Genomic DNA, 16,662 nt, shown 5'->3' with positions numbered 1-16,662 from the left:
CGCAGGGGAGGGAGTCGTTCAGCGCGTTGCCTCCCACCTTCGCAGAAAAAGGAGTTAACTGCCTTAACGTCTCAACTCCCCCGCCGCCTCCGGCTGAAACAACAATTCCAGCACTTCAATCCGGCTGTTCTCGCCATTTGGCATTTCCCACGTGATGCTTCCGCCTACGCGCAGCCCCAGCAGGGCGGCACCTAACGGCGCCATCACCGACAGTTGCTCGTTGCTGTCTTTGAGCGCAGCCGGATACACCAGCGTGCGGATGTGTTCTTCGCCGTCTTTACCTTCAGTAAAGCGAACCTTGCTGTTCATCGTCACTACGTCGGCAGGGATTTCCTCGGGCGGCAAAATCTCGGCGCGATCTAACTCGTCATTCAGTGCGTCGGCGACCGGGCTGCTGGCAAACGCCGGTTGCGCCAGCAGTGTGTCCAGGCGTTCTGCGTCAAGTTCATTGATGATCAGTGTCGGTTTACTCATAACATTCTCCATGGTTCCTTTTGCATCACCCGCTTCATGCGAGTGGGGTGCCGGTCGGCAAAAAATAACACCCCTGCGGGTAAGCGCAGGGGTGTCGGTAATTTGCATGTGTTCTTTGATACTAGGCACTCTTAAGCGGAAATGAAAGCGTTGTGAGGGAATTAATCCGCATTGCGAAAAATCCGATTACCAGTGTAATACGCTGCTACACCCTGCAATATTCAGTGATATGGCGACTTAACTTTTCGTTTTGCGAATTGGATCTGCTCAGCGCATCGTATTTCCACTTCGAACTGGAAAAAGACCCTCTACACAGGAAATCTTACCGGGGTTAGGGTAAAGACAGACGAAATACACGGCTGAAAATAGTGGGCCGGGCAAGGAGAGAGGTAACCGCGAGTGAATAACGCAAGCGCATCTGTGAATGGGACCGGGCGGATTGAATTGAAAGATGCTGCGGCGATAACAGAGCAAGTATTAAAAGATATTCAGACAATGCAAAGTGCGAAGAATATCTACACCACCGATGTTCAGTTGCAGATGTTAACGTCACACGTTAAAGCCATGGTATTACGCTCGATTACCGGTGAGCCGTTGCCTGAAGTCGAAAAAGAGTTATTTGATGAAATCTCTGCCGACTCCATGCAAATGGCAGAGGACGTGGTGAGCTGGTTCGGGAATTTACCGATTGAGGAAGCGTATTTGCTCTCGGTACATTTTGAAGTGGCCAGAGACAACGAGCCGAAATAATTTTTATTGAAATTTTAATGCATTAATTAATGTGGAGATGTGAATCATGGGACAAGTATTAGTTGTGATCGGCGACCGTTTAGGTAAAGGCCAGAAAGTGGCAGCAGGCGTGGAAGCGGCTGGCGGAAAAGCCATTGTTGTCCCCGGTATGGCGGCAGATATGAAACTCGGCGACGTGATGAAAGCAGAAGGCGCGACCTTTGGTATTTCTTTCTGCGGCAGTGGCGGTGCAGGTGCGATTACCGCACAAAACAAATACGGATATAAAGCGAAGTACGGGATGCGTTCAGTTGATGAAGGTGTCACGGCGATTAACGAAGGCTGTTTAGTATTAGGGTTCGGATTTATGGATAAAGAAGAACTGGGTCAGCGTCTGGTTGAAGCTTATAACAAGAAGTATGGTCAGGCGTAATGAAGCAACAATTAACCACGACAGTTCGGGTTGAAGGAAAGGGCGAAAATAAGGCTGCCGCCTTTTCTTCCGCACTGAGTCAGGTTCAGAGAACGGTTCTCAAATCGTCTGCCAATAATGTCTTACTGCGTATAGAACCGCAGGACGTCAGGATAATAAAGGCAGAAGAGTCAGTCAAAAGAGAAAAGTTTCTGTTCTTTTTTCTGGCCAGGGAAAGAAAGACTTATTACGTGGCGTTAGACATTACCGTCAACCTGACTGTTATTAATACGGAACAGGTAGTTTTTGTCACGAAATAAAAACGTTAGCTATAAATGACAAGGATATACTGATGTTTTTAATTATTTTATTTAAGTCGCTTATTATCGGCGGACTGGTTGGCGTGGGCGTAGGTGCGGGGGCCGCACGTATGTTCCATGCACCCACCGTGCAAGGAATGGGGGCTTTTCGTACGCTTGGGGAATTAAACTCCTGTGAAGGCGATCCGGCTTCGCATTTCTCATTTGGTCTGGGCTTCTTCTTTAACGCCTGGGCTTCTTCCGTGGCGGCAGGTTCTTTCACCCAGGACGTTGACCACCGCATCATTCCCCACTGGGCAACCGCTGCCCTGATGTTTAAAAACCGCAATGTGGCTGAAACCCTGCATGACCCGCGCAAGATGGCGATTGCAGGCGGCATCATCGGCATGATTGTGGTCGCCTTCCTCAACACTACTGCGTCTGCGGTGCCTGCGGCGTTGCAGGTCACGGCAATCAAAGTGCTGGTGCCTGCGGCCAACCTGTTGGTGAACACCGTGATGCCGGTGATTTTCTGGCTGGCGGCGATCGATGCAGGACGTCGTTCCGGTTTCTGGGCCACTATTTTTGGTGGTCTGGCGCAGATGATCATGGGTAACGCCGTACCGGGTCTGGTGCTGGGTATCCTGATCGGTAAAGGCGTCGAAGAAAGCGGCTGGAACCACGTCACCAAAGTGATGATGGCGGCGATTATCGCGCTGTTCGTCCTCAGCGGTTTCTTCCGTGGCTTCGACGTCAAACTGTTGCAGTCATTCATGCTGGACGTCCCGACATGGCTGAACGGCATTCACAATTCACTCAGCGGCAAGTAAGAGGAACATGACAATGGAAGAACAAGCCAAACGTGGTTTCTGGTACGCCGAGTGGTCGTTCCCGATTTTTGTCGGATTGCTGTCTTCCGGTGTTTTCGCCGGGACACACATGTATTACCTGTACGGCATCGGTGCGTTTAACGAAGTGGCGTTTGTATCAATGCTGCGTTCCGGCATGGATACAGGCGTGTATGGCGCGGTGGCGGCCTTCGGTGCCAGCTTTCTGTTTGCCCGCATCATCGAAGGTTCGCTGGTCGGTATTCTCGATATCGGCGGTGCGATCCAGACCGGTATTGGCCTGGGCGTCCCGGCACTGTTGCTCGGCGCGGGGATTATCTTCCCGGTGGCGAACTTCGCGGCCTCGCTGGTAACCGGCCTGCTCCTCGGGTTAGCCGTCGGTTACATCATCATTCTGGCACGTAAATTCACCATCAATCAGAGCAATTCTACCTACGGCGCTGACGTGATGATGGGCGCGGGTAATGCCTCCGGCCGCTTCCTCGGGCCGTTGATTATCCTGTCGGCGATGGCGGCATCGATTCCTATCGGTCTGGGCTCGCTGATTGGCGCATTGGGTTTCTATCTGTGGCAAAAACCGATTACCGGTGGTGCCATTCTCGGCGCAATGGTGCTGGGCGCTGTCTTCCCGGTTTCACTGTAAGAACGCAGTAGTACAGAAGAAAAGCTGAAGTAAACGGGCGTCAGGAACACTCCTGATGCCCGAGATTATGGAGAACGTCGTATGTATGACTTAATCATCCGGCAGGCATTACGCGCAGACGGCAGCCTGACTGATATTGCAATTCGCGACGGCAAATTCGCCGCCATTGGCACGTTGCCCTGCGGTGCCACCGCCCGCCAGACTCTCGATCTTCAGGGCAAGGTTTACGCCAGCGCGGGATGGATCGACTCCCATGTTCACTGTTACCCCAAATCGCCGATTTATCATGACGAAGCCGATCTGATTGGTGTGGCCTGCGGTGTCACCACCGTGGCCGATGCGGGCAGTACCGGCGCGAATGATGTCGACGATTTCTATCAGATTACCCGTGAGGCGAAAACCAACGTCTACGCGTTTCTCAATATCGCCCGCACCGGCATTGTCACGCAGAACGAACTGGCGGATATGACCCAGATCGACAAGGTCGGCGTGCGTGACGCCATCGCGCGAAATCCCGGTTTTATCATTGGCATCAAAGCGCGCATGAGCAGCAGTGTGGTCGGCCAGAACGGCATTAAGCCACTGGTGCGCGCCAAAGAAATTCAGCAGGAAAACGATGACCTGCCCCTGATGGTGCATATCGGTAATAACCCGCCGAACCTCGACGAAATCGCAGATTTACTGACCTCTGGCGACATCATTACCCACTGCTATAACGGCAAGCCGAACCGCATTCTCTCGCCGGAAGGCGTGCTGCGTGATTCCGTTAAGCGGGCGCTCAGCCGTGGCGTGCTGCTGGATGTCGGTCACGGCACCGCGAGTTTCAGCTTTGAAGTGGCAGAGCTGGCCATTAAGCAGGGCATTTTGCCGCACACCATCAGCTCCGATATTTATTGCCGCAATCGCCTCAACGGGCCGGTGCACAGCCTGGCGACCGTGATGTCGAAATTCTTCAGCGTCGGCATGACATTGCCGCAGGTGATTGATTGCGTTACATCGCATGCCGCTGATGCGCTGCGTCTTCCTGCCAAAGGTCGTCTGCAAATCGGTGCCGACGCCGATCTGACCCTGTTCGAACGCCGTCAGGCGCCGCAGGTGTTTATCGATTCCGAAGGACAGTCCGTGAAGGGCGAAAGTTTGCTGGTGCCTCTGGCCGCTGTGGTCGCGGGCGTCACTCTGTTAACCGAAGAAGGGAAATCTGCTCATGTCTTCTGAACAATCGCTGTATGAAAAGTACCAGTTAAAACAAGTCATTAATGCTTCCGGTCGTATGACAGCGCTGGGCGTTTCCACGCCGCGTGAAGAAGTCGCAGCAGTGGTGAATACCGGTCTGAATCATTACTTTGAGATGAAAGATCTGGTGAACAAAACCGGCGCTTACATCGCGAAACTGCTAAACGTCGAAAACGCGGTGGTGGTTTCCTGCGCTTCTGCCGGGATCGCGCAATCTGTGGCGGCGGTGATCGTCAAAGATGACGCCTGGCTGCTGGAAAACCTGCACGCCGCGCCACTGGAAATCCCGCACGATATCGTTCTGCCAAAAGGCCATAACGTGAATTTCGGTGCACCGGTCGCGACGATGGTGACGATGGGCGGTGGCAAGGTGGTAGAAGCCGGTTATGCCAACGAATGTTCTGCCGCACAACTCGCGGCCTGCATCACCCCGCGTACCGCTGCAATCATGTACATAAAATCGCACCACTCAGTGCAGAAAAGCATTTTGTCGGTCGCGGAAGCCGCTGAAGTGGCGCGTAAGCACAATGTGCCGCTGATCGTCGATGCCGCCGCGGAAGAAGATCTGACCTGTTATTACGAGATGGGTGCGGATCTGGTGATTTACAGTGGCGCGAAGGCCATCGAAGGGCCGACCAGCGGGCTGGTGCTCGGCAAAAAACAGTATGTCGAATGGGTAAAACTGCAATCGGGCGGGATTGGTCGTGCGATGAAAGTCGGCAAAGAAGGCATTCTTGGCCTGACGCAGGCCATCGAAAGCTATCTCACCTTGCCGAAAACCACCGGGCAGGAAATGGTCGACAAGATGACGCCATTTATCGCCAGCCTGAATGAAATCAGCGGTGTTACCGGACGCGTGGTCTGGGACAGCGCCGGACGTGATATCGCCCGTACGGAAATCACTTTCGATGAAGCGGTACTGGGCTGGAAAACCAAAGCCATTGTGGACGCCATGAAAAACGGCGATATCGCGATTTATTTCCGTGGCTACCGCGCCAACGAAGGCAAGATCGAAGTCGATGTGCGCAGCGTGACGCCGCCGCAGCTCACCATCGTCGCACAACGTTTTAAACAACTTTTCAGCGGAGACAAAGCATGAAGCTGACCCCAAATTTCTATCGTGACCGCGTGTGCCTGAATGTGCTGGCGGGCTCGAAAGACAATGCCCGTGATATCTATGAAGCGGCAGAAGGTCATGTACTGGTCGGTGTGCTTTCCAAAAATTATCCAGACGTCGCGAGTGCGGTGGCGGACATGAAAGAGTATGCCGCATTGATTGAAAACGCGTTGTCTGTCGGTTTAGGCGCGGGCGATCCGCGTCAGTCTCTGATGGTCAGCCAGATTTCAGCGCAGGTTCAGCCGCAGCACGTCAATCAGGTCTTTACCGGCGTCGGTACCAGCCGTGGAATGCTTGGGCAAAACGACAGCGTGGTCAACGGTCTGATTTCACCCACCGGTAAACCCGGCTTTGTGAAGATCAATACCGGACCGCTGAGTTCTGCTTCTGCGGACGCCATAGTGCCGGTGGAAACCGCCATTGCGCTGCTGAAAGATATGGGCGGCAGCTCGGTGAAATATTTCCCGATGGGTGGCCTGAAAACCCGTGATGAATTCGCTGCCGTGGCCCGTGCCTGTGCGGAACAGGATTTCTGGCTGGAACCGACCGGCGGTATCGATTTAGAAAACTTCGAGCCGATTATGGAAATCGCGCTGGCGGCGGGCGTCACTAAAATCATCCCGCATATCTACAGCTCGATTATCGACAGCGCCACCGGTAACACACGTCCTGACGATGTGAAAACCCTGCTGGTCAGCGTCAAAAAGCTGGTGGGCTGAAGGTTCTGACCTTTCCTGCGCGGTAAGCCGTCCGGGCACACTGATGTTGTTACCGGATGGCAAATATATTTACGCAATCAATCAACGAAGCGATAACATCACCTGATTCAAGGTATTTGCCGAAAACGGCAAACTGCGTTTATCGATGACTCTGTGGCAGTCGGCAGTTCGTTGTAAAGGGTTATCGCGCCGTAGCCGGAATAATATGGAAGAACAATGGTGAGATTTCCCAATCAACGTCTGGCGCAACTGTTTGATGCGCTGCAAACCGAAACGCTGCCTCAGGATGAACTGGCAAAACGCCTGTCGGTGTCGACGCGGACGGTCCGTGCGGATATCACTGCGCTTAATGAAATCATCGCGGACTATGGCGCGACCTTCGTACACAACCGTGGCAGCGGGTATCAGCTGCGCGTTGATGATCAGAGCCTGTTCTCGTCGTTGCAGCAATCGACACAACGTAAACCGAATCCGACGCCGCGTACGGCCGCAGAGCGGGTGAAGACGCTGCTGATCCGCTTTTTGACCTCAGCTTTTTCATTAAAGCTGGAAGATCTGGCTGATGAATGGTTTGTCAGCCGGGGAACCCTGCAAAATGATATGGCTGAGGTAAGGGAGCATCTGGCCCGCTATCATCTGAATATTGAAACCAAGCCGCGCTACGGCATGAAGCTGTTTGGTGCGGAGCTGGCAATCCGCGCCTGCCTGACCGACTTGTTGTTCCAGCTCGATGCCGAAGAACAGGCCAATCCGCTGCTGAAGGCGGAAAGCCTGGAGTCGGAAGCGCTGGTGCCGCTGACGCGCTTTATGCATCAGCTTCTGACGCAGTCTTCTATTCAACTGACCGACGAAGGTGAACAATATCTGATTCTCTATTGCGCGGTGGCCATTAAACGCATTGCTGGCGGTTATCCGCTGACTGATTTTGATGCTGAAGACGGTGACCCGGCGGTCAAACACGTTTCTGTGCGGCTGGCTGCGGAGCTGAAAAGTCTGGTGGGCAAGGAAATTCCGGCCTCTGAAGAAGCTTATCTGCGGGTGAATATCGCCGCGCGTCGCGTGCAGCAAATCCTGCCAACGGACATTAATGCTGACGATGACGAATCGCTGGTCGATTACATCCTGTCGTATATCAATTCGCACTATAGTTATGATTTACAAGGTGATAAACAGCTGCGTGCTGATCTGCTGACGCATATCAAAACCATGATTACGCGGGTGAAATACCAGATCAATATCCCCAACCCGCTGCTGAATAACATCAAACAGCATTATCCGATGGCCTATGACGTTACGCTGGCGGCGGTCTCAAGTTGGGGGAAATACACGCCATATACGCTGAGTGAAAACGAGATTGGGTTTCTTGTGCTGCATATCGGCGTCGGGCTGGAGCGGCATTACAACATCGGTTATCAGCGACATCCGCAGGTGATGCTGGTATGCGACACCGGCAATTCGACCATCCGTATGATTCAGGCGCAGATTAGCCGCAAATATCCGCAGCTGGTGATGAAACAGGTGGTGACGTTGCGGGATTACGAACAACTGGAACACATCGACGAAGATTTCATCATCTCCAACGCCCGCATCAGCGAGAAGAATAAACCGGTGGTGGTGCTGTCGCCATTCCCGACCGAATACCAGATGGAGCAGCTTGGCAAGCTGGTACTGGTTGATCGCACCCGGCCTTATATGCTGGAAAAATTCTTCGACGAAAAACACTTCATGATCATCGATGAACCGATGACGCAGGCGGAGTTATTCCGCCATGTGTGCTCTCAGCTGGAAGCCGAAGGCTATGTCGATCAGGCGTTTTATCCGTCGGTGGTTGAGCGCGAGGAAATTGTCTCGACCATGCTGGGGGAAGGGATTGCGCTGCCGCACTCGCTGGGGCTGCTGGCGAAGAAAACCGTGGTGATAACGTTGCTCTCTCCGCAGGGCATTGCGTGGGGAGAAGGGGAGACAGCACACGTGATTTTCCTGCTGGCAATCAGCAAGGCAGATTATGAAGAGGCGATGGCGATTTACGATTTGTTCGTGACGTTTGTGCGGGAACGCTCAATGAGCCGTTTGCTGATCAGCGAAAACTTTGAGAGTTTCAAGGCCATTGCAATCGACTGTTTAAGCCGCATTTAATACGGCTCAAAGAGTGCGTTAATTATCAGTCTTCATCAAAACCTGAATTAATCAGATTTACCACTGCCGTCAATGCCTGTTCTTCATCGGGGCCGGTTGCTTCGATTTCGATTTTCTGACCTTTCGGGGAATCGAGCATCAGCAGCGCGATGACACTGCTGGCTTCCGCTTCAATGCCCGTGTCGTTGCGAAGCATCACTTCTGATTCAAAGCTCTGCACCAGTTCAAACAACTTCATTGCCGGGCGGGCATGCATACCCAACCGGTTTTTGATTTCTACCGTTTGTTTCACCGTCATGATTTGCGTTTTTCCAGCGTGCGATGGCGGGATTGCACATTTTTCCCGCGGGAACGGAAATAGTCGGCCAGTTGCTCTGCGATATAGACCGAACGGTGTTTACCGCCGGTACAGCCAATGGCGACGGTCAGATAGCTGCGGTTGTTCGTTTCCAGCATCGGTAGCCATTGTTCGAGGTAGCTGCGGGTCTGGTAAATAAAGTTGTGCACTTCAGTATGACGGTCAAGAAACGCCGCGACCGGCTTATCAAGGCCTGTCATCGGACGCAGTTTCGGATCCCAGTGCGGGTTTGGCAGAAAACGCACATCGAAAACATAATCCGCATCAATCGGAATGCCGTGTTTGAAACCGAAGGATTCGAACACCATCGTCAGTTCGCGCTCGCGTTTACCCAGCAGACGGGTACGCAGCATTTCTGCCAGTTCATGCACGGACATTTCGGAGGTGTCGATGATCAGATCCGCAGACGAACGCAGTGGTTCGAGCAGATCGGCTTCTTCATCAATGGCACTTTCGAGGGACAGATTTTTGCTGGAAAGCGGGTGCAGTCGACGGGTGTCGCTGTAGCGGCGGATCAAAGTATTGCGGTCGGCATCAAGGAATAACAACTGCGGTGAGAAGCTCTCCGGCAGTTGTGACATCGCATACTCATAAACTTCCGGTGTTTCCGGCATGTTACGGACGTCAATGCTGACGGCCGCTGACGTATTACGTTCAACAAGGGTCTGGGCAAGCTGCGGCAATAACACCACCGGCAGGTTATCCACGCAGTAAAAACCCATGTCTTCTAGTGCCCGTAGGGCAACCGACTTCCCGGAACCGGAACGGCCGCTGACAATCATCAGCACCATGGTGTCACTCCCCTGGCATTCAGTGTGCAGAATTCATTTTCCCGGCACTGTACCGGGAATCAGCAATTTATTCGTTTTCAGTCATTATCTGGAACAGTTCTTCGTCACTTTGCGCGCCACGCAGACGGCGACACACTGTTTTATCAGCTAATTTCTTAGCGACTAAAGATAATGTATGTAAATGGGTTTTACATTGATCTGCCGGTACCAGCAAGGCAAAAAGCAAATCTACCGGCTGATTATCGATGGCGTCAAAAGCAATCGGTTGTTCAAGCTGAATGAATACGCCGACGGCACGTAAAGTGTCTTCTTCCAGCTTACCGTGCGGGATGGCGATCCCGGCACCGATCCCGGTGCTCCCCATACGTTCACGGGTCAAAATGGCGTCGAAAATCACCTGCGGCGACAAATTTAATTGTTTGGCGGCCAACTCACTGATGATTTCCAGTGCGCGTTTTTTGCTGGCGCAATGAACGCCGCTTTTGGTGCATTCGGCATTAAGCACCGACGTTAATTGCATTGCAGTATCGTTAATCATGTCATCTTTCACTTTTGCGCTGTTTCACCCTTAAAGCTATATCGGCTCGTTTCCCGAAGGTCACAAGCCGATGCCCGAAGGTTTGTAGCACAGGGTTGGCTACATGAATGTCAGTGCTGTTTCAGTTTGTCTTTATGTTTATTCAACTGTCGGGCCAGTTTATCAACCAGTCCGTCAATCGCTGCGTACATATCCTGATGTTCCGAGGTGGCATGTAATTCGCCTCCGTTCACATGCAAAGTGGCTTCCGCTACTTTCTGCACCTTTTCCACGCTCAACACCACATACACCTGATTAATCCTGTCGAAATACTGCTCAAGCTTAGCCAGCTTCGACGTGATGAACTCTCTCAGGGGATCCGTGATCTCAATGTGATGTCCGGTAATGTTGAGCTGCATAATGTCTTCCTTCTCTGTTGAGGTCAAACTAACTGTTTACGTTGGTTTGAGGGCGGGATGGACAAAGACTCTCGGTATTTGGCGACAGTCCGACGCGCAACCATAATTCCCTGATCGGAAAGCAGGGTCGCTAACTTACTGTCACTGAGCGGTTTTACAGGATTCTCCGCTGCGATTAATTTCTTCACCAGCGCCCGGATCGCGGTTGACGATGCCTCGCCACCGCTGTCTGTACTGACATGGCTGGAGAAGAAATACTTCAGTTCGAAAATGCCACGCGGGCTGTGCAGGAACTTCTGCGTCGTCACACGTGAAATCGTCGATTCGTGCATTTCCACGGCACTGGCAATATCTGCCAGTACCATAGGTTTCATAAATTCTTCACCCAGTTCAAAGAACGCCTGCTGCTGCTCAACGATGCAGCGCGTCACTTTCAACAGCGTGTCGTTACGGCTTTCCAGGCTTTTGATTAACCACTTGGCTTCCTGCAGATTGCTGCGGATAAATTGCCCGTCGCTGTCGCTGCGTGCGGAATTCCCCATCGCGGCGTACTGCTGGTTAATCTTCAGACGCGGAATGCTGTCGGAATTGAGTTCTACCGCCCAGACACCTGACACTTTACGCACCAGCACATCCGGGATCACGTATTCGGATTCGCCGGTGTTGATAGACTGGCCCGGACGCGGATCAAGAGACTGGATCAGGAGCATCGCTCCTTTCAGTGTATCTTCTTTTAACCGGGTTGATCGCATAAGTGCGCGGAAATCATGGTTCGCCAGCAAATCGAGATGTTCGCTGATGATAAGACGGGCTTCAGTGATGAAAGGCGTGTCAGTCGCATATTGAGAAAGCTGGATCAGCAGGCAGTCGCGCAGGTCACGGGCGGCGACACCCACCGGATCAAAACGCTGAACGCGCTTAAGTACGGCTTCGACTTCGTCCATGGTGACATTTTCATCACCGACGCTTTCGAGAATGTCGTCAAGGGAGACGGTCAGGTAACCGGTGTCATCCACTGCATCGACGATTGACGTGGCAATCGCGGCATCGGTATCAGAGAACGGCGTCAGCTCGACCTGCCACATCAGGTAATCCTGAAGTGTCTGCGTGGTTTCGCCCTGGTAAATCGGTAGCTCATCGTCGCTGTAATCATTGCCGGTGCCTGACGGCGTGCCTGCGGTGTAAATCTCATCCCAGGTGGCGTCCAGCGGCAACTCTTCCGGCATGTCTTTCTGCTCGAGTGCCTCGCGGGTGTCTAACCCTTCGCTGTCGGTGGTTTCTACCGAGTCGATTTCTTCATGAAGGTCGGTTTGTTCCAACAGAGGGTTGCTCTCCAGCGCGAGTTGGATCTCCTGCTGGAGCTCAAGCGTGGATAGTTGCAACAAGCGGATGGCCTGTTGTAACTGAGGAGTCATTGCCAGTTGTTGGCTGAGTCTGAGTTGCAAACCTTGCTTCATATCTTGGCTTAATTCCGTTGATGAGTGAAAACGGCAACACTTCTGTCAGAGACGGCCTGTTTCAGTGTAGGTTGAAACAGGCACGGTTCCGGCGGCACAGATCACAGACGGAATTCTTCACCAAGATAAACACGTTTAACTTGTTCATCAGCAAGAATGTCGGCTGGCGTGCCGTGGGCGATCAATTTCCCCTGACTGACGATATACGCGCGTTCACAAACGTCGAGTGTTTCGCGAACGTTATGGTCAGTGATCAGTACGCCGAGGCCGCTGTCACGTAAATGCTCAATGATTTTTTTGATGTCGATAACGGAAATCGGGTCAACCCCGGCGAACGGTTCATCCAGCAGGATGAATTTAGGGTTCGCTGCCAGTGCACGGGCAATTTCAACACGACGGCGTTCACCACCAGACAGTGACTGACCGAGGTTATCGCGCAAATGAGAAATATGGAACTCTTCCATTAATTCATTAGCGCGGTCATTACGCTGTTCTTTGGTCAGATCGTCACGGATCTGCAGCACCGCCATCAGGTTATCAAATACGCTCAGACGACGGAAAATGGAGGCTTCCTGCGGAAGATAGCCAATACCGCGACGGGCGCGGGTATGCAGCGGCAGCAGGCTGATGTCTTCATCATCAACGATAATGCGGCCCGCATCGCGCTGGACGATGCCCACGACCATGTAAAAGGTGGTGGTTTTACCCGCACCGTTTGGCCCTAATAACCCGACGATTTCACCCGAGTTGACCATCAGACTGACATCTTCAACGACCTTACGGCCTTTGTATGCCTTTGCCAGATTCTCTGCGATTAATTTAGCCATAAAATATCAGTTACTCTTTTTGGTCGGCTGGCCGCCCGCTGCAGGCGTTTTTTGTTGCAGCTGCGAAGGTACCAGAACGGTCGTCACACGGTTACCTTTATCACTAAAGGCTTCCATTTGCTGTTTCTGTACCAGATAGGTAATACGGTCGCCTTTCACATTGCTGTCCAGTTGCTCAAGGTAAGCGTTGCCGGTCAGCGTGACGAGGTCATTTTCCACTTCGTAGCGGACTTTCTGTGCATGGCCTTTAATCGGCTTACCGTTATCCTGCATCTGGTAGAACGTCACCGGGTTGCCGTAACCTTCTACCACTTCTTTACCGGAAACCCCCTGCGGGCGGATGACGACCACTTTGTCGGCTTTAACCTGGATCGTACCCTGATTGACGACCACATTGCCGGTAAAGGTTGCGGTATTGGTATTGACGTCGAGCGCCTGGTTTGCTGAATCAATGGTGATCGGTTTCGTTGTATCGTCTTTTAAGGCAAATGCCGGAACGCTGACGGCTAACAATGAGCTGACGATCAGGAGATCACGGATTTTATTTTTTGCTTTGAATTTCATAAGAGGTCGTTACCTTTTCGATCAGCTCTGCTGTTTTGTCACGCAGATTACCACGCATTTTCATGCCGTTAGATGTAAAACCTGTACCATACAACGTCACTTCATCGTCTGAGGCAACGTCCTGTGTCGTCAGGTTAACCCGTGCATTGTCCGTTTTGATTCTTTGCAGCTGTGATGTCTCAGGTGTCAGGCTGTCTGCCTGCACATGCCCATAAAGATAGAGCATTTTATCCTGAGTCAGTTTCGCTTTATCAGAACGCAATACCCAGGTGGCTACTTTGTTCTTGTCATACATGGTCGCGACCGGATTGGTAAACCATGACACCTGATCAGCGGTGTAATATTTTACCTGGTCTGAAACCAGTTTATACGTCAGGCTGCCCATCGGGTCATACACCATCGTAACGGTGTGGGACGTCTGGTAAGTCGGATCCTGATCATTGACCGCTTGCGGAACATCATCGCTGTTGTCAGATAATGACCAGCCAATCAGCACCAGAACGATGGCAGTCAGCGCCAGAATAATCCAAAGTTTTGCTTTACTCATATCGACAGCCCTTTGGCGTCCTCCAGCTTACCCTGCGCCAGCAGAATCAAATCACACAGTTCGCGTACTGCACCACGTCCACCCGCAATACGGGTAACATAATGCGCTTTCGGTAACAGAACAGGATGTGCATCCTGAACCGCGACAGAGAGACCCACTTCGGCCATCACCGGCCAGTCAATCAGGTCATCACCAATGTACGCCACTTCTTCGGCCCGCAGAGACAGTGTATCTAACAGTTCGCGGAAGGCCAAAAGCTTATCAGATTGCCCCTGATACAAGTGGCGTATGCCCAGAGTTTTAGCGCGATCTTCCAGTAATTTCGCATTGCGGCCTGTAATAATCGCGACTTCGATATCGGATGTCAGCAGGCAGCGGATACCGTAACCGTCGCGAACGTTGAAACTTTTCAGCTCTTCTCCCTGATTTCCCATATAGATCAGGCCATCAGACATAACGCCATCGACATCGCAAATCAGCAGGCGGATTGCTTTTGCCCGTTCAAGCACTTGCGCACTGACCGGACCGTAGCAGGTTTCCACCAGGGCTGCGCTATTACTCATTCAGGGAATTCCTCAATTAAACTACGCCAGCGCGCAGCATATCGTGCATATGTAACACACCCAGCAACTGGTCACCATCAGCAACCATCACGCAAGTGATGTGTTTGTCCTGCATTAAATTCAGCGCATCAACCGCCAGCAGTGAAGGACGCACGCGGATACCGCCTGTCGTCATCACATCCGCAATCGATGCCGTATTGATGTTGACGCCCATATCAAAGATGCGTCGTAAATCCCCATCGGTAAAGATCCCTTCGATTTTCATCAAATCGTTGCAGATAACCGTCATGCCCAGATTTTTTCGGGTGATTTCCAGCAACGCATCCCGCAACGAAGCTTCACGGCTGACGTGCGGAATTTCATCCCCGGTGTGCATGATATCGCTGACGCGCAGTAACAGCTTGCGACCCAGTGCTCCGCCAGGGTGTGACAGGGCGAAATCTTCCGGTGTGAAGCCGCGTGCTTCAAGCAGTGCGACGGCCAGTGCATCGCCCATCACCAGCACTGCCGTGGTGCTGCTGGTCGGTGCCAGACCCAGCGGGCAGGCTTCTTTGGGCACTTTTACACAAAGGTGAACATCTGCCGCTTTCCCCATCGTGCTTTCAGGGTTAGACGTCATGCAGATAAGCGTAATGCTCAGGCGTTTGAGTACCGGTATCAGCCCCAGAATTTCATGGGCTTCGCCGGAGTTGGAAATCAGAATGACGACATCCTGCTTCGATACCATGCCCAGATCACCGTGGCTGGCTTCGCCGGGATGCACAAAGAATGCCGGTGTGCCCGTACTGGCAAAGGTGGCGGCCATCTTACGGCCGATATGACCAGATTTGCCCATGCCCATGACGACGACTTTGCCATTGCAGGCGAAGATTTTTTCGCAGGCGCGGGTAAAATCACCGTTAATGTATTGATCTAACTGCTCAAGTCCTTCACGTTCTGTTTTCAGCACATCATGTCCGACGGCCTGAAAATCAAAACCGGGGGCGAAGGTATCGTTAGCCATAGTGGGTTCCTGACAGAGTTCAGAAGGCAATGCTGTCCGGTAATAGAAACAGCACGGCCATATAAGCGATAAATCCACACAGCAGTAATGCACCGGCTAAATGTCCGATACGGTGTTTACGCATCAGGCATAGTCCGGAAAGCACCACGCTGACCGCCAGCATGACCCAATAATCGCGATGAAACGCGTCTGGGTTGAACGAACCTGGTGCTACCAGCGCGGGTAATCCCAGCACCAGGCAGGTATTAAAAATGTTTGCGCCGATAATATTACCCAGCGCGATGTCATCTTCGCCTTTGATAGCGCCGGCGATAAAGGTCGCCAGTTCTGGCAGACTGGTACCGATAGCAATCACCGTCAGGCCAATCACCAGTTCACTGACACCCAGATAACGCGCGATGACAGTGCTGTTATCAACGATCATGCCCGACGCCAGCGGCATGATGATAAAGCCCAGTGCCAGCCACAAAAATGCGACCGTATTGCTACTGTCTTGCGGAAGTTCGGACATTTGCTCGTAGGTCAGCGTATCCAGCCCCTCTTTTTCGGCGGCCCGGGCGATTTTTATCATCAGCATCATGAACACGCCTGCGCTGGCCAGTAGCAAAACACCATCAAACCGGCTGAGTTCGCCGTCGCTTAACAGAAAACCACACAGTGCGGTGACCAGTAACAATAATGGGAGCTCGCGGCGTAATATATCAGAACGAACGGAAAGTGGATGAATCAGGGCGGCACCGCCCAAAATCAGAAGAATATTAATGATATTCGAACCAATTGCGTTTCCGACGGCCAAATCCATCTGATCGTTGATGGCGGCGGTGGTGGAAACCACCAGTTCAGGAAGGGATATTCCGACGCCGACGACAGTCATACCAATCACCAGCGGGGAGATGCCCATCGAGCGTGCCAGCACTGCGGCTCCGTACACCAGACGATCAGCGGCGTAAACTAACAGTAACAAGCCGACAATCATCAGTACGATAGCGAGAAGCATGAAACATCC

General features: G+C 52.4%; 21 protein-coding genes. 9 read left to right on the top strand and 12 right to left on the bottom strand.

The annotated features are described in order from the left end of the window. Nucleotides 1–63: 63 nt before the first annotated feature. Nucleotides 64–474, bottom strand: coding sequence for a nucleoside diphosphate kinase regulator (gene rnk, locus UC14_RS17180; RefSeq protein ID WP_112198098.1), 411 nt, complete (start codon nucleotides 472–474; stop codon nucleotides 64–66). Nucleotides 475–873: 399 nt separating this feature from the next. Between rnk and UC14_RS17175 the strand changes: the two genes are divergently transcribed. The 9 genes from UC14_RS17175 to UC14_RS17135 all read left to right on the top strand — a co-directional run bounded on the left by UC14_RS17175 (nucleotide 874) and on the right by UC14_RS17135 (nucleotide 8,610). After that, nucleotides 874–1,224, top strand: coding sequence for a PRD domain-containing protein (locus tag UC14_RS17175; protein WP_112198097.1), 351 nt, complete (start codon nucleotides 874–876; stop codon nucleotides 1,222–1,224). A 46-nt stretch (nucleotides 1,225–1,270) separates the two neighbouring features. Continuing rightward, nucleotides 1,271–1,636 (top strand): SFCGS family glycine-rich protein, encoded by a 366-nt coding sequence (locus UC14_RS17170; protein WP_013577270.1) that lies wholly within the window; start codon nucleotides 1,271–1,273, stop codon nucleotides 1,634–1,636. After that, nucleotides 1,636–1,935, top strand: coding sequence for a DUF4312 family protein (locus UC14_RS17165; protein WP_112198096.1), 300 nt, complete (start codon nucleotides 1,636–1,638; stop codon nucleotides 1,933–1,935). Before UC14_RS17170 ends, UC14_RS17165 begins: the two co-directional genes overlap by 1 nt. A 32-nt stretch (nucleotides 1,936–1,967) precedes the next feature. Further along, nucleotides 1,968–2,744, top strand: coding sequence for a DUF4311 domain-containing protein (locus UC14_RS17160; RefSeq protein ID WP_095924408.1), 777 nt, complete (start codon nucleotides 1,968–1,970; stop codon nucleotides 2,742–2,744). A 13-nt stretch (nucleotides 2,745–2,757) separates the two neighbouring features. Then, entirely contained in the window at nucleotides 2,758–3,405 is a 648-nt protein-coding gene (locus UC14_RS17155; protein WP_112198095.1) for a DUF4310 family protein, read from the top strand. An 81-nt stretch (nucleotides 3,406–3,486) separates the two neighbouring features. Beyond that, nucleotides 3,487–4,620, top strand: coding sequence for an amidohydrolase/deacetylase family metallohydrolase (locus UC14_RS17150; protein WP_013577266.1), 1,134 nt, complete (start codon nucleotides 3,487–3,489; stop codon nucleotides 4,618–4,620). Then, nucleotides 4,610–5,737, top strand: coding sequence for a DgaE family pyridoxal phosphate-dependent ammonia lyase (locus UC14_RS17145; protein WP_013577265.1), 1,128 nt, complete (start codon nucleotides 4,610–4,612; stop codon nucleotides 5,735–5,737). Before UC14_RS17150 ends, UC14_RS17145 begins: the two co-directional genes overlap by 11 nt. Further along, nucleotides 5,734–6,474, top strand: a complete 741-nt coding sequence (locus UC14_RS17140; protein WP_013577264.1) for a KDGP aldolase family protein — start codon at nucleotides 5,734–5,736, stop codon at nucleotides 6,472–6,474. Before UC14_RS17145 ends, UC14_RS17140 begins: the two co-directional genes overlap by 4 nt. 216 nt (nucleotides 6,475–6,690) lie before the next feature. Further along, on the top strand, nucleotides 6,691–8,610 hold the full coding sequence (locus tag UC14_RS17135; RefSeq protein ID WP_198670083.1) for a transcription antiterminator: 1,920 nt from the start codon (nucleotides 6,691–6,693) through the stop codon (nucleotides 8,608–8,610). 25 nt (nucleotides 8,611–8,635) lie between these two features. Here UC14_RS17135 and npr read toward each other — a convergent pair whose 3' ends face one another. From npr to UC14_RS17080, 11 genes are all read right to left on the bottom strand, one after another. Then, nucleotides 8,636–8,908, bottom strand: a complete 273-nt coding sequence (gene npr, locus UC14_RS17130; RefSeq protein WP_013577262.1) for a PTS phosphocarrier protein NPr — start codon at nucleotides 8,906–8,908, stop codon at nucleotides 8,636–8,638. Continuing rightward, entirely contained in the window at nucleotides 8,905–9,759 is an 855-nt protein-coding gene (gene rapZ / locus UC14_RS17125) for an RNase adapter RapZ (protein ID WP_013577261.1), read from the bottom strand. Before rapZ ends, npr begins: the two co-directional genes overlap by 4 nt. A gap of 67 nt (nucleotides 9,760–9,826) precedes the next feature. After that, the gene (gene ptsN, locus UC14_RS17120; protein WP_173362074.1) at nucleotides 9,827–10,309 is read right to left on the bottom strand and encodes a PTS IIA-like nitrogen regulatory protein PtsN; all 483 of its coding nucleotides are present in this window, start codon (nucleotides 10,307–10,309) and stop codon (nucleotides 9,827–9,829) included. A 98-nt stretch (nucleotides 10,310–10,407) separates the two neighbouring features. Next, nucleotides 10,408–10,695, bottom strand: a complete 288-nt coding sequence (hpf, locus tag UC14_RS17115; protein WP_013577259.1) for a ribosome hibernation promoting factor — start codon at nucleotides 10,693–10,695, stop codon at nucleotides 10,408–10,410. Between the two features lie 23 nt (nucleotides 10,696–10,718). Then, nucleotides 10,719–12,152: an RNA polymerase factor sigma-54 gene (rpoN, locus tag UC14_RS17110; protein WP_013577258.1), complete on the bottom strand. Its 1,434-nt coding sequence runs from the start codon at nucleotides 12,150–12,152 to the stop codon at nucleotides 10,719–10,721. 101 nt (nucleotides 12,153–12,253) lie between these two features. Beyond that, the gene (gene lptB / locus UC14_RS17105; protein WP_013577257.1) at nucleotides 12,254–12,979 is read right to left on the bottom strand and encodes an LPS export ABC transporter ATP-binding protein; all 726 of its coding nucleotides are present in this window, start codon (nucleotides 12,977–12,979) and stop codon (nucleotides 12,254–12,256) included. A gap of 6 nt (nucleotides 12,980–12,985) precedes the next feature. After that, entirely contained in the window at nucleotides 12,986–13,543 is a 558-nt protein-coding gene (gene lptA, locus UC14_RS17100; RefSeq protein WP_013577256.1) for a lipopolysaccharide ABC transporter substrate-binding protein LptA, read from the bottom strand. Continuing rightward, complete coding sequence (lptC, locus tag UC14_RS17095) at nucleotides 13,521–14,090, bottom strand: LPS export ABC transporter periplasmic protein LptC (RefSeq protein ID WP_013577255.1); 570 nt, start codon at nucleotides 14,088–14,090, stop codon at nucleotides 13,521–13,523. Before lptC ends, lptA begins: the two co-directional genes overlap by 23 nt. Then, nucleotides 14,087–14,653, bottom strand: a complete 567-nt coding sequence (kdsC, locus tag UC14_RS17090) for a 3-deoxy-manno-octulosonate-8-phosphatase KdsC (protein ID WP_013577254.1) — start codon at nucleotides 14,651–14,653, stop codon at nucleotides 14,087–14,089. The genes lptC and kdsC overlap by 4 nt, the downstream gene beginning before the upstream one ends. Nucleotides 14,654–14,669: 16 nt before the next feature. Beyond that, nucleotides 14,670–15,656 carry an arabinose-5-phosphate isomerase KdsD gene (gene kdsD, locus UC14_RS17085; protein WP_037035037.1) on the bottom strand — a complete coding sequence of 329 codons (987 nt, stop codon included), beginning with the start codon at nucleotides 15,654–15,656 and terminating at the stop codon, nucleotides 14,670–14,672. Nucleotides 15,657–15,675: 19 nt separating this feature from the next. Beyond that, a complete protein-coding gene (locus tag UC14_RS17080; protein WP_013577252.1) occupies nucleotides 15,676–16,653 on the bottom strand; it encodes a calcium/sodium antiporter in 978 nt (325 codons plus the stop codon). Between the last annotated feature and the right edge of the window lie 9 nt (nucleotides 16,654–16,662).

Source organism: Rahnella sp. NRRL B-41462 (assembly GCF_003263525.1).
In the GTDB taxonomy this organism is placed as follows: domain Bacteria; phylum Pseudomonadota; class Gammaproteobacteria; order Enterobacterales; family Enterobacteriaceae; genus Rahnella; species Rahnella aceris.
The sequence above is the reverse complement of the archived record's forward strand: the minus strand, read 5'-3'. Positions and strand labels throughout refer to the sequence as shown.

What these genes read in the sequence shown, in the direction of transcription:
- rnk (WP_112198098.1), bottom strand. Translation starts at nt 474, where the DNA reads ATGAGTAAACCGACACTGATCATCAATGAACTTGACGCAGAACGCCTG.
- UC14_RS17170 (WP_013577270.1), top strand. Translation starts at nt 1,271, where the DNA reads ATGGGACAAGTATTAGTTGTGATCGGCGACCGTTTAGGTAAAGGCCAG.
- UC14_RS17165 (WP_112198096.1), top strand. Translation starts at nt 1,636, where the DNA reads ATGAAGCAACAATTAACCACGACAGTTCGGGTTGAAGGAAAGGGCGAA.
- UC14_RS17160 (WP_095924408.1), top strand. Translation starts at nt 1,968, where the DNA reads ATGTTTTTAATTATTTTATTTAAGTCGCTTATTATCGGCGGACTGGTT.
- UC14_RS17155 (WP_112198095.1), top strand. Translation starts at nt 2,758, where the DNA reads ATGGAAGAACAAGCCAAACGTGGTTTCTGGTACGCCGAGTGGTCGTTC.
- UC14_RS17150 (WP_013577266.1), top strand. Translation starts at nt 3,487, where the DNA reads ATGTATGACTTAATCATCCGGCAGGCATTACGCGCAGACGGCAGCCTG.
- UC14_RS17145 (WP_013577265.1), top strand. Translation starts at nt 4,610, where the DNA reads ATGTCTTCTGAACAATCGCTGTATGAAAAGTACCAGTTAAAACAAGTC.
- UC14_RS17140 (WP_013577264.1), top strand. Translation starts at nt 5,734, where the DNA reads ATGAAGCTGACCCCAAATTTCTATCGTGACCGCGTGTGCCTGAATGTG.
- UC14_RS17135 (WP_198670083.1), top strand. Translation starts at nt 6,691, where the DNA reads ATGGTGAGATTTCCCAATCAACGTCTGGCGCAACTGTTTGATGCGCTG.
- npr (WP_013577262.1), bottom strand. Translation starts at nt 8,908, where the DNA reads ATGACGGTGAAACAAACGGTAGAAATCAAAAACCGGTTGGGTATGCAT.
- rapZ (WP_013577261.1), bottom strand. Translation starts at nt 9,759, where the DNA reads ATGGTGCTGATGATTGTCAGCGGCCGTTCCGGTTCCGGGAAGTCGGTT.
- hpf (WP_013577259.1), bottom strand. Translation starts at nt 10,695, where the DNA reads ATGCAGCTCAACATTACCGGACATCACATTGAGATCACGGATCCCCTG.
- rpoN (WP_013577258.1), bottom strand. Translation starts at nt 12,152, where the DNA reads ATGAAGCAAGGTTTGCAACTCAGACTCAGCCAACAACTGGCAATGACT.
- lptB (WP_013577257.1), bottom strand. Translation starts at nt 12,979, where the DNA reads ATGGCTAAATTAATCGCAGAGAATCTGGCAAAGGCATACAAAGGCCGT.
- lptA (WP_013577256.1), bottom strand. Translation starts at nt 13,543, where the DNA reads ATGAAATTCAAAGCAAAAAATAAAATCCGTGATCTCCTGATCGTCAGC.
- lptC (WP_013577255.1), bottom strand. Translation starts at nt 14,090, where the DNA reads ATGAGTAAAGCAAAACTTTGGATTATTCTGGCGCTGACTGCCATCGTT.
- kdsC (WP_013577254.1), bottom strand. Translation starts at nt 14,653, where the DNA reads ATGAGTAATAGCGCAGCCCTGGTGGAAACCTGCTACGGTCCGGTCAGT.
- kdsD (WP_037035037.1), bottom strand. Translation starts at nt 15,656, where the DNA reads ATGGCTAACGATACCTTCGCCCCCGGTTTTGATTTTCAGGCCGTCGGA.
- UC14_RS17080 (WP_013577252.1), bottom strand. Translation starts at nt 16,653, where the DNA reads ATGCTTCTCGCTATCGTACTGATGATTGTCGGCTTGTTACTGTTAGTT.